At 58.2% G+C, this 14,122-nt stretch carries 11 protein-coding genes; all 11 read right to left on the bottom strand.

Annotation, left to right across the window (positions count from 1 at the left end; translation table 11 throughout):
• Positions 1 to 15: 15 nt before the first annotated feature.
• The 11 genes from GN111_RS19740 to GN111_RS19690 all read right to left on the bottom strand — a co-directional run bounded on the left by GN111_RS19740 (position 16) and on the right by GN111_RS19690 (position 14,064).
• On the bottom strand, positions 16 to 1,425 hold the full coding sequence (locus tag GN111_RS19740; protein ID WP_155305395.1) for a sigma-54-dependent transcriptional regulator: 1,410 nt from the start codon (positions 1,423 to 1,425) through the stop codon (positions 16 to 18).
• The gene (locus tag GN111_RS19735) at positions 1,422 to 3,560 is read right to left on the bottom strand and encodes a sensor histidine kinase (RefSeq protein WP_155305394.1); all 2,139 of its coding nucleotides are present in this window, start codon (positions 3,558 to 3,560) and stop codon (positions 1,422 to 1,424) included. The genes GN111_RS19740 and GN111_RS19735 overlap by 4 nt, the downstream gene beginning before the upstream one ends.
• A 169-nt stretch (positions 3,561 to 3,729) precedes the next feature.
• Positions 3,730 to 4,263 (bottom strand): hypothetical protein, encoded by a 534-nt coding sequence (locus GN111_RS19730; RefSeq protein ID WP_155305393.1) that lies wholly within the window; start codon positions 4,261 to 4,263, stop codon positions 3,730 to 3,732.
• A gap of 144 nt (positions 4,264 to 4,407) precedes the next feature.
• Positions 4,408 to 5,454 (bottom strand): sulfite exporter TauE/SafE family protein, encoded by a 1,047-nt coding sequence (locus GN111_RS19725; protein ID WP_155305392.1) that lies wholly within the window; start codon positions 5,452 to 5,454, stop codon positions 4,408 to 4,410.
• A gap of 468 nt (positions 5,455 to 5,922) precedes the next feature.
• The gene (locus GN111_RS19720; RefSeq protein WP_155305391.1) at positions 5,923 to 6,687 is read right to left on the bottom strand and encodes a TerC family protein; all 765 of its coding nucleotides are present in this window, start codon (positions 6,685 to 6,687) and stop codon (positions 5,923 to 5,925) included.
• 275 nt (positions 6,688 to 6,962) lie between these two features.
• Complete coding sequence (locus tag GN111_RS19715) at positions 6,963 to 8,201, bottom strand: serine hydrolase domain-containing protein (RefSeq protein ID WP_155305390.1); 1,239 nt, start codon at positions 8,199 to 8,201, stop codon at positions 6,963 to 6,965.
• 122 nt (positions 8,202 to 8,323) lie between these two features.
• Positions 8,324 to 9,124: a metal-dependent hydrolase gene (locus GN111_RS19710; protein WP_155305389.1), complete on the bottom strand. Its 801-nt coding sequence runs from the start codon at positions 9,122 to 9,124 to the stop codon at positions 8,324 to 8,326.
• Positions 9,124 to 10,560: a two-component system sensor histidine kinase CreC gene (gene creC, locus GN111_RS19705; RefSeq protein ID WP_155305388.1), complete on the bottom strand. Its 1,437-nt coding sequence runs from the start codon at positions 10,558 to 10,560 to the stop codon at positions 9,124 to 9,126. Before creC ends, GN111_RS19710 begins: the two co-directional genes overlap by 1 nt.
• Positions 10,557 to 11,246: a two-component system response regulator CreB gene (gene creB / locus GN111_RS19700; protein ID WP_155305387.1), complete on the bottom strand. Its 690-nt coding sequence runs from the start codon at positions 11,244 to 11,246 to the stop codon at positions 10,557 to 10,559. Before creB ends, creC begins: the two co-directional genes overlap by 4 nt.
• Complete coding sequence (xrtK, locus tag GN111_RS19695) at positions 11,247 to 12,041, bottom strand: exosortase K (RefSeq protein ID WP_170302373.1); 795 nt, start codon at positions 12,039 to 12,041, stop codon at positions 11,247 to 11,249.
• 28 nt (positions 12,042 to 12,069) lie between these two features.
• Positions 12,070 to 14,064, bottom strand: coding sequence for a VIT domain-containing protein (locus GN111_RS19690; protein WP_155305385.1), 1,995 nt, complete (start codon positions 14,062 to 14,064; stop codon positions 12,070 to 12,072).
• Positions 14,065 to 14,122: the final 58 nt, after the last annotated feature.

Genomic DNA, 14,122 nt, shown 5'->3' with positions numbered 1-14,122 from the left:
CCGTTCGTCATGGTCTCACTCCCCGGCCGCCGGATGGCGATAGTCCTCGGTCGTTATGCCCGATTCCTTCATAAGGCGATGCAGATATTGACGCTGGATGCCCGCCCGCTGGGCCGCCCGGCTGACATTGCCCGAGTTGTTGCGCAGCAGTTGGTCGATGTAGTGCCGGTGGAAAAGGTCGATCATCCGATCCTTGGCCTCCCTGAATGGCAGATCGCCCAAAGACGATGGGAAGGCGCCAGAGGGTTCCGAATGCTGTTCGTCCAGAAAGAGGTCGTCGGTTGCCAGGGTTTCGGTGCGGCAGAAAATGACTCCCCGCTCGATGATGTTTTCCAGTTCCCGGACATTGCCCGGATAGTCCCGGTCCATGAGGCGCCGCATGGCCAGGGGACAGATCCGGGTGATCGTCTTGCCGTTCAGGGCCGCGTACTTTTTCAAAAAATGCTGGCTCAATAAGGGGATGTCGCCCCGTCTGTCCACCAGCGGGGGCATGTCGAAGTGGATGACGTTGAGCCGGTAGTAAAGATCTTCCCGGAACCGCCCCTGGGCGATCTCTTCATTGAGTATGCGGTTGGTGGCCGCGATGAACCGGATGTCCGCCCGCCGGATCCCATTGCCTCCCACCGGCCGGTACTCGCCTTCCTGAATCAGGCGCAGCAGCTTGGTCTGCAAAACGGGGCTCAGATCCCCGATTTCATCCAGAAAAAGGGTGCCGCCATGGGCATCTTCGATCATGCCCCGCTTGTCTTTCCAGGCACCGGTAAACGCACCTTTGACATGGCCGAACAGTTCGCTTTCCAGCACATTTTCAGGAATCACCGTGCAGTTCAGGGTGACAAGGGCCTTGTCCCTGCGCTTACTGGAAGAATGCAGGGCTTTGGCCACCAATTCCTTGCCCGTACCACTGGGGCCGGTAATCAGGACGGTGCCCTGGGTCGGGGCGACCTGCCTGATCCGGTCGAAGATTTTACGCATGATCGGTGTGCCGCCCAGCAGCGAAGCGAATCCGTCTTTTTTTTCGAGCGCGGCCCGAAGCACCCGGTTCTCCCGTGTGACGGACTGAAAACTCATGACGTTTTCGATCGTAACCAGAATGCGTTCGCGACGGAAAGGTTTGGTAATGTAATCGCAGGCGCCCTTGCGGGTCGCTTCCACCGCCGTTTCGATAGTTCCGAAAGCGGTCATCACCACAACCGCAACCGTCCGATCTCGGGTTTTAATTTTTTCCAGCAAATGGATGCCGTCCATTTTCGGCATTTTCAGATCCGTAATCACCAGATCCACGCCGCCGGTGCCGATCCGGCTGAGCGCATCGTACGGATCCGTCGTGGTTTCCACCCGGTGCCCGGTATCTTCGGTTATGATGCGTTCGAGCAGCAACAGCATGTCCCGCTCGTCATCCACCACCAATATGCAGCCTTTCACGATTTCTCCTTTGGATGTTGGGGCAGCTTCACAATGAAAGTGGTGCCGCTCTTCTCGCCGGGTTTTTCGGCCACCCGGCTTTCGCAGTGAATCGATCCGCCGAACCCATGGACGATGCCGTAGATGACGAACAGCCCCAGGCCCGTGCCTTCACCCTCTGGCTTGGTCGTATAAAAAGGCTCGTAGATCCGGTCCATGCGGTCCTCGCGGATACCGCATCCGTTGTCCGCCACCTTCACGATCACCTGCCGTGATCCCTTATCGTAAGCAGCCGAAATGGTCAGAACGCCGCCTTCCGGCATGGCATCCACGGCATTGTTCATCAGGTTGAGAAAAACCTGCTGCAACTGCCGGCAGTCTCCGTTGACCATGGGCAGTCTTCTGGCGATATCGGTTTTTACGGTGACGGCCCGGCGCTCGATGCTGTGCCGGGCCACCGTGAGAATTTCCACCAGGCACAGATTCAGATCGGCGCTCTTCTCCGACACCTTGCGATCCCTGGCAAAACTGAGCAGGTTGTCTACGATCTGTTTGCAGTGCAGCCCCTGACGCTCGATGATTCTCAGGTCTTCGTACACCTGGCTGCCAGGCTCCTGCTTGCGCACCAGAAGGTCGCAAAATCCGAGGATGACCCCCAGCGGGTTGTTGATTTCGTGGGCCACCCCGGCGGCCAGGGTTCCTAAAGCCGCAAGCTTTTCCGTCGTCACCAGACGGCGCTGGAGCATTTTGTTTTCGGTGATGTCCCGGGCGATGCAAAGAACAAGATGAATTTCGCCGGTTTCGTTCTTCAGGGGCATGTAGTTGGCGTTGAGCCAGACCGGCGGATCCACGGATCGGATTTCAATCTCTTCACGGACGCTTCGCCCGGAGTCAAACACCTGTCTGATCGCTTTTGTGTTCTTGCGGGCCACATCCTCATCCAGCAGGTCGGCCAGGGGGCGGTCGATCAGTTGTTCGGCGTCACTGCCGAAAAAATTGGCGGTGAAACTGTTCACCGATTTCAAACAGATGGCCGCGTTGAGTGTAAAAATAAAGTCCTCTGCACTTTCGATCAGCAGACGGTAGCGCTCCTCGGAGCGCTTCAACGCCCGGGTGCGTGCATCCACCAGCTTTTCCAGCCGCCGCGAGAAACGGACCTCGAACAGCAAAAGGGCCGCGGCCGCGGCACCGACTACCAGGATTGTTACCCCCTGGAGAACCAACTGCCAGCGCTGGACCTGACCGATTGCACTGGCGATTTCGTGGATCGGCGCGACGACGGCGACACTCCAGAATTGCTTCGGCTCCTGGGAGACATGAATGGGGCAGTAGGCGATCAGCTTGGACATCTTTCCGGCCAGCCCCCGGTGCCAGGCCGATTCATAGGTCCCGGTTCCCTCCCGTCCCTGCAGCATCTCCTCCTTCTGAATCCGATCGATTTTAAAAAAACTCAGATCCGGGTAGGTCTCCCGGCGAATGTCGAAAGCGCTGTGGCCGATAAAATCCATATAGGGATGATAGAGAAAATATCCGCTTCCATCGATGACCCAGGCATATCCGCTGGCACCGGATCGAACTCCCGTAAGCAGAGGAGAAAGAAACCAGGTCAGGTTCAGTCGGAAAATAAGATATTGATCGCCGACGGAACCCAAAGGGGCAATCAGATACAGGTAAACCCGTGAGCCGGCGGTGCATGGACGCGTAAGCCGGACTTCTCCCGATTCCGGAAGCGGCAGAGAATCGATGTCCGGAAACGCTGCCGCAGATTCGGCGAACAGGTTTCCATGGGAAAAGACACCCATGGTTTGGTTCTTGCGATCCCACAGCCTAATTTCTTCGACACCGGGCCTTGAGATTATTTCCAGTTCGGGCCGCAGACCCGCCAGCAGGTCGACCGGATCAGATTGCGCTGCGGAAACGCTGCCGGCAAGATTCAACAGCTCCTTTTCCAGGGTGTTGAGGGACGTTTCCACCAACTTCCGGATGCTCCGGGCCACGGTAAGCTGCTCCTGATTGAACTGGTCGCTGACCAGAGCAATCATCCGGCGGCCGAAAAGAAAATGAACGCCCGTGGCCGCTATCAGAATCAGGACGGCAACGACGGCAATGATCCAGGCGCGTTTCTGCTGCCGTTTAACCAACGAAGCGTTTTCCATGGCGATCAGCGGAGCAAATCATGTGCCATGAAGCAGTTGACTGTAGCGCCGAAAAAAGAGCCCTAAAGACAGGCTCTTCAAGGGTAGCGCGTCATGGCCTGCCGTTCGGTTGGCTGTCAGAATTTTTTACCGACTGTCAACCCCGATGCACGTAGTGAATCGTCGTCGCTTAAGCACAAAAAAGGGCGATGAGTACAAACGCCAGACAACCCACCCAAACGGTATGGCTCACCACCCCTTTTTTAACCGGGTGAAAATGGGCTTCGGTTCGTCGATGGCCGCATGGACAGACATATTCGACGACCGTTCGGTTTGAGCGATCGGATCGGCGACGCACGCGCTTGACCGACTCACCGCAGCATCGGTTCGCGCCCTTTTTCTTGGCCGTGCAGGTCAAGCGGCTGCCAGCGATCAGGCTGGTCAGGTTGAAGATCCAGTTCCAGGAGATTGCGGCGATAAGAATCGACAGGAGTACGACAATCACGTGGCGGCGGGTCACCCCCAACCCGGAGAGCGCAGCTCCCATTTTTTCCGGGGTCAGCGGTCCGTCAACGGTTCCGAACAGGCCCAGATAATAAAGCATGAAACTGGCACCCATAACGATCATGGTCAGGCCGAAAGAGTGCATCCGATTGCGTGCCGGTCCGGCTTGCAGCCGCCAGTCGGTCATATCCTCGGTGGGTTTTTGAGTAGCATTATTCATCGGTCCTCTTCTCCCGGTCAATCGTTTGTCACGGCTGGAAAATCGCTTTTTGCACGACCGGCTTCCATTTGGTTTTCGGTCGGGGATGGGTACCGGTTGCCCCTACCCCCGTAGGAGCAGGGTCCGGGGCAACCGGATCGGACATCATCCGCCGCTCAGTTTGGCGATCACTCCCGGGGCGATTTTCCAGAAGCAGATGCCGGCCACCACCAGACAGTAGGCGGGGACCACAATTTTCCACAATTTTTCCGGAAACACCCGGGTCATATAGGGTGCCGCAATGGCAGAGAACATGGTGGCAATCATAAAGGAGGGCAGCAGCAAATAGTCGATCTGCACACCGCTGGTAAGCAGGGCCAGCCAGACGATGATGGAGAAGCCGCTTACCGTTCCCTCGCTGATGGCCGTCACGGCCAGCATGCTTTTCACCGGAACGCCGGAAAGCAGACCGCCGATGGTCACCACGGGGCCATAGCCGCCGCCGCCCACACCTTTATTGAAACCGGCTAAAGCGGCGAATCCGATCATGCGTTTGGGCCTGTACTCCCTTTCTTTGGTTCCCTGGAAGAGGGAGGCGCCACCCATGACCAGCAGCAACGCGGCCACATAGAGCTTGATCCAAATCTTGTCCACGTGGAGGATCTTGTATACGCCTACAATGGAGACCGATACGGCGATACATCCCACCACTCCGATAATGAACCACAGCTTGACCGTTTCGGACATGGGTTTGAATTTCCATTCCACGTTTTCGAATTCCCGATGCAGAAAGGCGCCCACCAGGCCGGCGACACCCTGCTGGATCATGACCACCGGCACGATCTGTTTGGGATCGAAGCCAAGCACCAGCAGTATTGGCGTCAGCGCGGTGCCGAAGCCCATCCCTGCTGAAGCGTCCATGAATTCGAAAAAGGCGGCCAACAGCACCACGCTCCATACGATGTGCCACGTGTTGCCTTGGAGGCCGTGGGCCACCGAGTAGGGCGACTGAATTCTTACCGTGGGTTCGAAGGGGTTGCCTGCCAGCCAGCACCCCAACAGAAAAACGAGGAAAAATACGAAAACACCGCCCAAGGCCGCTTTCATTTGACGCCACTCGGGGATCAGACGTTCCAAAATCGTTGTCTTCTGGCCTTCGAGATTTCTGGCGACCTCCCATCCGGCTACTTTCTCATTGGTTGAATTGCTCATCTATACCTCCTTTATGCGCATGAAGATTGATACATCGATTTGGCGATACAATTTCCGAGACCTGATTTTTTCTTCTCCTTTGTTGAAGTGTTTAAAGGATTCTCAAATTTTGTGTTTTCTTATCTCGGACCGTTACAATCGTCATGCCAAGCATGCCAAAGAGAAAAAATATTATAACATAAAGAATTTATTATATAATATCTGTATATCAGGAAGAATTCTTCGAAGATTTTTCTTCCCTGAATACTGCCAGTGGACAGTGTTCAGGGGGTCCTGTCTTTTTCAGGAAGACATGAGAATTGTTGGAGCTTAGTGGGGTGCCGAATACTTTCAAATATGGCGGAATGCGGGAGAAATAAGAGAAGATTGAACCCGTCCACCCGGGGGGCGGCCGGATGGGCGGGTTCAGCGGGGAGGATCGCGGAGTCGACTGACGGCACTCCGCATCCAGGGAAAACAGATGGAGAACTACCCTTGCTGCTCTCCGGAGATGGAAACGGCTGGGGCCTTGGCCATATCCATTGCCGGTAACATCGCTTCGGCGGGCTGCTTGCGCCTCAGCAGAATCCAGCGGCCCAAAGCGATGACGCCAATGGTGAAGAAAGCCATCACTGCGTATTCGAGGGCCTTGGGCGGGTGCAGCCAATTGTGGACAACCGGGTCGGTAATCATCATTTCGCCGCCGACCTTTCCCAGAATACCGGAGCCGATATACAGGATGATTGGGTACCGGTCCATCAGGCGGGCCAGCAGCGAACTCATGAAGACGACGAAGGGGATGCTCAGCGCCAGACCGAAGATGAGCAGGAAAAAGTTGCCATGGGAGGCGCCGCCAACAGCCAGCATGTTGTCGATTCCCATGCTCATGTCTGCCACAACGATGATCCATACGGCCTGCCAGAGGTTTCCCGCCTCCCGGACGTTTTCGTCTTCCGCCCCTTCTACCAGCAGCTTGACGGCGATCCACAAAATGACGGCACCGCCCAGCAGTTTGATGAACGAAATCATGAGCAGTTTGGCGACGAAAAATGTGCACACCACCCGGACGAGAACCGCGCCACCGGCACCCGCTGCGATTCCCAGGGTTCGCTGGCGGCCGGTGAGCTTTTTCACCGCCATGGCAATGACTACGGCATTATCGCCGGCCAGTACCAGGTCAATGATGACGATGCTGATCAAGGCCGAAAGAAACTGCATATTGAAATGAATTTCTCCTAAAAACCCAAGATTCATTTTATCCTCCCTCCGTTTAGCGTTTCAGATTCGCGGTTTGCCAGGGATTAACGCAACAGGCGTGCCTGGATTTGAAAAAATCCAGTTATTTTGAATTTTCACATAATAACAAATAATTAGAATTAAGTAAGGGGGTGCCGTCCGCCGCGGATTGGATCGACGTGTAACATCGCTGGAGACGATGCTGAAACCTGCAGGTGACAGGGGGAGTAAGTTGGCAAAAGCCCGTTGGTTAGTTCTTTTACAATCCGGAATCTGTCAGGTCGGGGCGGAGGTTAGGGGATTCGATCCATCTGTTCGGCGATGGACCGGAAGACCGCCAGGGATTCGAATTCCATTTCATCCCCGGACCGGTTGTAATCTGTGTAGGCCGAGGTTTTGGCGATCACCACCCGGTATTTTGGGTGAACGTAGATAAACTGGCCATAGATGCCGATGGCGCAGTAATCCCCGTCAGGCGTCCGGGGAAGCCACCATTGATATCCATACCCGAGGGGAGTGGACGAGGCCGGGTTGCCGGCCCCGGGCATGAGGCGAGGTTGGTCGGGCGTCACGGAATCCCTGATCCATTGAGCCGGGAGGAGCTGTTGATCCCTGAAGTTTTTGCCCTCGTTGAGAAACAGAAGCCCGAACCGGGCATAGTCCCGCAAGACGGCGTTGAAACCGCCAAAGGCCAACTCCATTCCATTGCCGTCAATAATCCAGAAGGCATCGGCTTCGGTTCCCAGACGTGACCAGAGGCATTTTTCCATGTATTTAGACAGGCTCTGGCCGGTGGCCTCCCGCAGCACCATTCCCAGCACCTGGGTGTCCATGCTCACATAGTGATGGAAGGTGCCTGGCTGCCGCTGGTTTTCCAGCGAAACAACGAAGTCGTCCATAGCCGTGCCCAGGGCGAAAGTGCGCCCCATGCGGTTGATGTCCGAATGAAAATCGCCATAATCTTCGTTGAACGCGATCCCGGAAGACATCTGGAGGACATCCTTGATTCGCACCCCGTTGTAGCCGGAGGCCTTCAACAGGGACACATAGGCCGTCACCGGGTCGTCGAGGCTGTCGATCAGACCTTCCTGGATGGCAAACCCCACCAGGGCCGATACCATGGATTTGCAGACCGACCAGGATATCCAACGGGTCTGGGCATTGTTGCCCCGGTAGTAGCGTTCGAAGGCAATCTTGCCGTCATGGATGATGATGATGCCGGTGGTACCGGTCCGCTCGATCCATTCGGCCAGATCATGTTGGCTTCCGTTGTAGGGATAGGATGCGGGCAGCTTCTTGCTTTCGTATGGAATCCGGTAAAGCGGGCCGCTGCGCTGCACCTTGCGGGTATCGAAAAACCGGGTCATGCTCCTGAAATTTTCCGCAATGGTGGGCGGTTCGAACAGGGTCAGCACGAACCTCAGGCGCAGCAGGTCTTTTTTGTAGAACTGGCCGAGTCCCAGCAGAATCAACAGGAATACCCCGATTCCGAATCCTATTTTTCGCCAGATGGATTTTTTTTGAAGGGGCACGCGTTTCCCCTATTTAAGAGCGGTTTAGGAAGTCTGTAATCATTTAACCGTTGCACTGGTAAAAAACAAGCTGTTCACTGAAATCATAATCTGTGGAAAAAGAGTATATCCCATATAAATTTTTAAAATGGAAACGGCAGGCTGCGGTCCATTTTAACCATAGTCCGATAAAGCGGATCGCCTATAATTTTCCTTTGAACGGCCAAAGAGCGACTCTCCTTTTCGGACCAGGCGCCGCCGGTATCCGAAAAGCGTACCGGGCGGTGGGTGATCTGAAAAACGGCGGTGCCGATGACCACTGCGCAAAACAGCATCGGTGCAACCTTCAGATAGCGGCTTTTTAAACCGCTGTTAAGAAAAATGACAATGAGGTTGATGCTGCAACCGAATAGAAGCAGCAGAAAGATATCGTAGTTGTTCCACCACCAGATATAGCCGAGGCCACCCACGGGCACGGTATAAGGCCAGAAGAGTTTGATGCCATGCCAGGTGCTGCCCGGCGTGGGCAGGTCCCCCGCAAGATGTATACAGAAGCCGATAAAGAAGGCTATTAGGTAGCCCCACCATGAGTTGAGCCCACTTATAGCGCCGCAGCGAGAAGCAAAACCTTTTTTGACAAGCAAAAAGACCACCGCCAGCATCAGAGTAAACAGCACCCCGGAGGCCAGCGAGTGGCAAAAATTGTGGTGAGAATACCAGAGATTGGCATGGTAGATCGCTCGACCCGATCGCGACAGATCGAACCAGCGCCCGATGGTGGCGTCGAACCCGGGCCAGCGCGTGATTGCGTCGATGTCCGGCATCACCGCACCCACCGTGCCGCTCTCGATCACCAACAGCTTTCGATACGTCGGTTTACCGCAAAACGGTGCAATTGCGGTAGCGGCCATCGCACCGGACAGGGAATGGGTCAGGATATCCATCAGCGGCGCTTTGTCGGCAGCGTCAGCACGGCACGAACGCCAACGGACGAGCAGTTTTGCAAGGTGATCTCTCCGCCGTGCAGGGCCGCCACCTGCCGGACCAGATTGAGTCCCAGGCCGGTACTTTTGCGGCCGCTGTCGGGGCGCTTCAAAGAATAGAACTTGTCGAAAATCTTCTTCAGGGCGTAGGCGGGGATGGTTGCGCCGCTGTCTTCGATGCAAAGCTGCACGGCATGGTCGTCGGATGCCGAACGAATGGCGATTTCTCCTCCGGACCGGCTGAAGTCGATGGCGTTCTGGACCAGGTTGGCCACGGCCTGGCGCAGCCAGAAGGCGTCGCCGACGACCCGTGTCGTTTCGTCGATATCGACAGATACGGAGATGTTCCGGGCCATGATCATGGGCTGTTTGCTTTCGATCACGTCGCGCACCAGACTGGAGAGATCGACCTTTTCGCGCCGGTCGAGCTGCGGCTGGTTCTCCAGTGCCGACAGGGTGAGCATGCGCTCGACAATGTCGCTGATCCGGCCGGCCTCGGTGTGGATGTGAGTCAGAAAACGTCGTCGCCGTTCGGGGGGAACCTCCTCCTCCAGGAGTTCAGCCGAGGCGCGGATGGCGGACAGCGGGCTCTTCAGTTCGTGGGTCAACTGCTGCACGTAGCGCTCCACGTAGGCCTTGCCCTCCAGGGTTGCCTGCATCTTCTGCAAGGCCCGGCCCATGATGCCGATTTCGGTGCGGTCCAGCCGCGGGAAAACGGCGGGACGGCCGTCGGACACGGCGTGGGCGTAGTCGGTCATGCGTTTGATGGGCCGCGTGATCCACAGGGCGACCAGGTAGCCCAGTGCCACGGCCATGACAACGGCAAAAACAGCCACCTGGATCATCCGCGGTTTGGCATGCTCCAGGAAGCTGTTGATGTTGGTGGTCGGCTTACCGACGCTCAGCACGCCTGCAAGCGTGCCGTCGACCATGATCGGCGCGGCCACGATGAGCATCGAGGAGGTCGGATCGTTCGGGTCGGCCAAAGTGGTGCGCGCACCGTAAGCCCCGTCGAGGGTCAGGCTGACGTCCCGCCAGCGGCGGTAGTCGGCACCGACCTGTCCGGGATCACGTGAATGAAAGAGCACCCTTCCCTTGGCATCGGTGATGTAGACCACCGGGTCCACGACGGTCTTGGCGAGATGATAGATGCGCACGTCCAGGGGCCGGTTGTAGACGGCATCGAAGGTCTCATAAAAGCGGGCCGCATCGAAACGGCCGTCGGCCATCATGCGACCCACCACGCCGGCCAGGATATGGGCCTGGTCCACCAGGGGGTCCTCCACCCCTTCCAGATAGCGGGTGCGCAGCGTATCCAGCATCCAACCCACCGGGACGGCGAAACAGATGCAGAAAATGACCAGGTAGCAGCCGAAAATGCGCAGTCCGAGTTTCATGACGGGGTGATATTTTCCTTCAGGGCGTAGCCGGTGCCGCGATGGGTGACGATGGGGTCGAGATCCGCCTTGACACCTTTGAGCTTGGCGCGCAGGTTCTTGATGTGCGCATCCACCGTACGGTCCATACTGGCTTCGGGTTCGTCCCACACGGCGGCCATGAGTTGCTCGCGGGTAAACACCAGGCCCGGCCGACGGATCAGGATCCGCAACAGGTCGAATTCGGTCCGCGAGAGTTTCAGCCGGCAGCCGAAGTATTGGATACGGCGCCTGGCCTCGTCAACGGCCCAGACCGTCTGTGCCGACGACAGGGCAGGGGCGTCCGAGCGGGTACGGCGCAGGACCGCCTTGACCCGGGCGGTGAGTTCCCGCGGGCTGAACGGTTTGACCACGTAGTCGTCCCCGCCGATCTCCAGCCCCACCACCCTGTCCACCTCCTCGCTGCGGGCTGTGAGAAAAATGATCGGCAGGGCGCTGTGGTGGCGGATCCGTTTGCACAGCTCGAAGCCGTTGATGTCCGGCAGGCCGATGTCCAAAATTACCAGATCGACGGCATGCACCGCCATCTGTTCCAGTGCTTCCTGCCCCGTAGGAGCCATCAGCGGCGTAAAGCCTTCGGTCTCCAGGGCATACTGGATGGTATCGGCGATAGCCGGTTCATCCTCCACGATCAGTATCTTGGCCATTTAACGCATTCCTGTCGCAATGTACCGGGCAATGAGAACCTTTGCCAGCAGACCGCCGCCCCACAGAACCATGGCGGCCGCCAACACCATCAGACAATGGATGCCGAAGTCAGACGGCGGCGCTTTGAAGAGCCGATTAACCGCCGGCACCCCCACGGCACCGAGAAGGTACCACCCCAAGGGCAGCCAGGGGGACCGAATGGCGTCGAAAGATCGGCGTGCCGGGTCGAAGCGGTTTGCGAATCGGTTCATTATGGGCTGCAGTCCCCTAAAAAACAACCCCAGACCGCCCAGATAGATCCAGACGCCGGCGACGCGGTGCAGGGCGTCCGGGGTGAGCCAGGCCGAATAGATATCCGCCCGGTAAAGCGCCGTGGAGAGAACGATGCGCAGGGTGTTGACCCCCAGGGCGGCCAGATAGGCGGCGGCAAATGAAAACACCAGCCAGGCGAGCAGGCCGGCGAAGCGTCGCAGCCGTCCGAGCCCGAAGAAAGTCGCCAGTCCGAAGGCCATGATCATGAAATTGACTCCGGCGCAGGCCGGCGCAATGACGATCCCCCGGCCGAAATCGGCGTACCCGACACCGGCTTCCCACACCGGTTGCACACCGCCGACCCACGCGGTCAGCCGAGCGGTGGGGGCCAGAATCCAGAGCAGATCTTCGGCCACGGCCAGACTGTAATGGCGCTTGAGTACCAGCATGAGCAGGGCGGCCGCTGCTGCGGCCAGCAAACGGTTGATGCGTTCGTGAACGGCGGTGATTTCCATTTGACTTGTGTGGGTCGTGATGTCCATGGTATGCGCCTTGATCGTCATCGGTGAGTCAGCAATGGTCGGCAGATCTGTGCCGCCGCCAGAAGATCCATAGTCCGGGCAGCAACACCGCCACCATCAGAAGTCCCAGTCCCGGCTCGGGGACGTTGCGGGCACCCACGGCTAAATTGGACACATGCAGGGGCAGGGGCAGCGGTTGCGTCACGTCCCTGGCCGCCGCGTCGGTGTTGTCCACTCTTTCGTGGACCGCGACGAAACTGGTGTAGGCCGTGAGCATCTTGTAAGTCAGCCCGATGCGGGTCACCAGTTCTTGAATCTCTTTGTCGTTTTCCTCCGCCGCAACGTCGCTGAGGCGCTCCAGTCGCTGGCGAGCCCACAGAAAGGGCAGTGCGCGGTTGTCGTCCGACGGCGCGGCAGCCGAGACCTCGAACGCCTCCGTATGCGGCCCGCCGCCGGTGGTGCCCCTGATGGCGATGGTGCCTGCGGGCGCCCCGCGCCACTTGCCGCTGACGATCAGGGGCCGCTGGGCGAAAAGGTCGGCCTGTCGCAGCGGTTCCACGTCGTAGGCGTCGAACCCGTCGATATCAATTTTGATATCCGTGAGCAGCGGCGCATCGATATAACGCCGGAACCGGACGGCAGCTGCTGCGGCGTCACGGGATTCGGTGACCACGAAGGGTTCACCCTGGCCGGCACGGGCCAGCCCCTCGATCAGATGACGGTTGACACTGCTGCCGATGCCGAAGGCAAAGAGGTTGCAGTTGCCCACCTGATCGGCGATCAGGCCGAACAGCGGTTTTTCCGCGGCGATATATCCGTCGGTGACCACGACCATGGTGCGGGCAATGCCCTCATCGTGGGGCAGGGCCAGGCCGGTCTCAAGCGCCCGGGCCAGTTCGGTGCCCCCGCCGCCTTGCCGGCTGTCGATGAATTGGACGGCAGCCTGTACCTGGCCCGGATCGGCCGCAATGGAGCGGGGGGCAAAAAGCTGCGCCGCACCGGCGAAGAGGATCACATTGAAGCGATCCTCGGGACGCAGGCTATCCAGCAGGTCCTTCATCAGCAATTTAGCCGTGTCCAGCGGGAAACCGTGCATGGAACCGGAGACGTCCAGCACGAAAATATATTCCCTGGGCGGCATGGCCTCCGGCATCATGCGGGCGGGGGGCTGGACCATGAGCATGAAGAAGTTCTCCGTCTCCCCTTCGTGGAGCAGCAATCCGGAATGGATGCGGTCGCCGCTGAGACGGTAGTCCAGAATGAAGTCCCGGTTGCCGCCGTGGGCTTCACCGGACGCCAGGGTGATTTGCGCCCGGGACGGGCCGGCCCAGGCCACATCGGTGGCGTGCGACGGACAGGCCACCTGCTGGATGGGCAGGCCTCCGGCGATGGAGACCTGGATGTCGAAGGTGCTGGTGGGCGCTTGACTTTCGGTCAGGTAGGGATTGCTCAGCCATTGATGATGATCGTCGGCGCCGGCTTCGGGGATGGTCGAATAGCGCGGCCCGACCACCGTGGGGTAGACGAATTGGTACTTGCCCTCCTCGGGCACCAGCAATTCGCTGTAGTGCAGCTCGACGGCGATGGCTTCGCCGGGCATGATATTGGCCACGTCCATGGAGAAGACATTGGGCCGCTGCTGCTCCAGCAGCGAGGCGCGCTTGCCTTTGGCCTTGGCGTCAGCAAAGGTTTTGCGGGCCTCCTCACACGCCTTGATGCGGGCCTCGATGATCTCATCGCCCACGTTCATGCGCATGCCGTGGACCGCCGCCCGCGTGCCGGCCGGAAACACATAACGGGCGTTGATGGGCCCGGTGCCCGTATTGGCATAGGTCTGGGTCACGGTCACATCGGCCACCACCCCGCTGATCACCGCTTTCACTGCCGTGGATTTCAGGGGAAATTGCTCCTCCCCCTCCCCGCCGCTCTCAACGAAAAAATAGGGCGACAGGTGTTTGCCGTCCGTTTGTGCTTCCGCCGTTTGAAAGCTGCCCCATACCGCTGTCAGAACCATGAACAGAAAAATCAATGCCTTGCGCATCATCCACCTCCCGTTTGATCGGTTGCCGCCGAAACGAATCCGTTTTCGGATGCATCCTGCC

Source organism: Desulfosarcina widdelii (assembly GCF_009688965.1).
Taxonomy (GTDB): Bacteria; Desulfobacterota; Desulfobacteria; order Desulfobacterales; family Desulfosarcinaceae; genus Desulfosarcina; species Desulfosarcina widdelii.
This window is presented reverse-complemented; position numbering and strand designations above follow the sequence as displayed.

Coding starts and splice junctions, on each gene's coding strand:
- GN111_RS19725 (WP_155305392.1), bottom strand. CDS start 5,454: ATGAGCAATTCAACCAATGAGAAAGTAGCCGGATGGGAGGTCGCCAGA.
- GN111_RS19710 (WP_155305389.1), bottom strand. CDS start 9,124: ATGGATATCCTGACCCATTCCCTGTCCGGTGCGATGGCCGCTACCGCA.
- GN111_RS19720 (WP_155305391.1), bottom strand. CDS start 6,687: ATGAATCTTGGGTTTTTAGGAGAAATTCATTTCAATATGCAGTTTCTT.
- GN111_RS19690 (WP_155305385.1), bottom strand. CDS start 14,064: ATGATGCGCAAGGCATTGATTTTTCTGTTCATGGTTCTGACAGCGGTA.
- GN111_RS19730 (WP_155305393.1), bottom strand. CDS start 4,263: ATGAATAATGCTACTCAAAAACCCACCGAGGATATGACCGACTGGCGG.
- creC (WP_155305388.1), bottom strand. CDS start 10,560: ATGAAACTCGGACTGCGCATTTTCGGCTGCTACCTGGTCATTTTCTGC.
- xrtK (WP_170302373.1), bottom strand. CDS start 12,041: ATGGACATCACGACCCACACAAGTCAAATGGAAATCACCGCCGTTCAC.
- creB (WP_155305387.1), bottom strand. CDS start 11,246: ATGGCCAAGATACTGATCGTGGAGGATGAACCGGCTATCGCCGATACC.
- GN111_RS19735 (WP_155305394.1), bottom strand. CDS start 3,560: ATGGAAAACGCTTCGTTGGTTAAACGGCAGCAGAAACGCGCCTGGATC.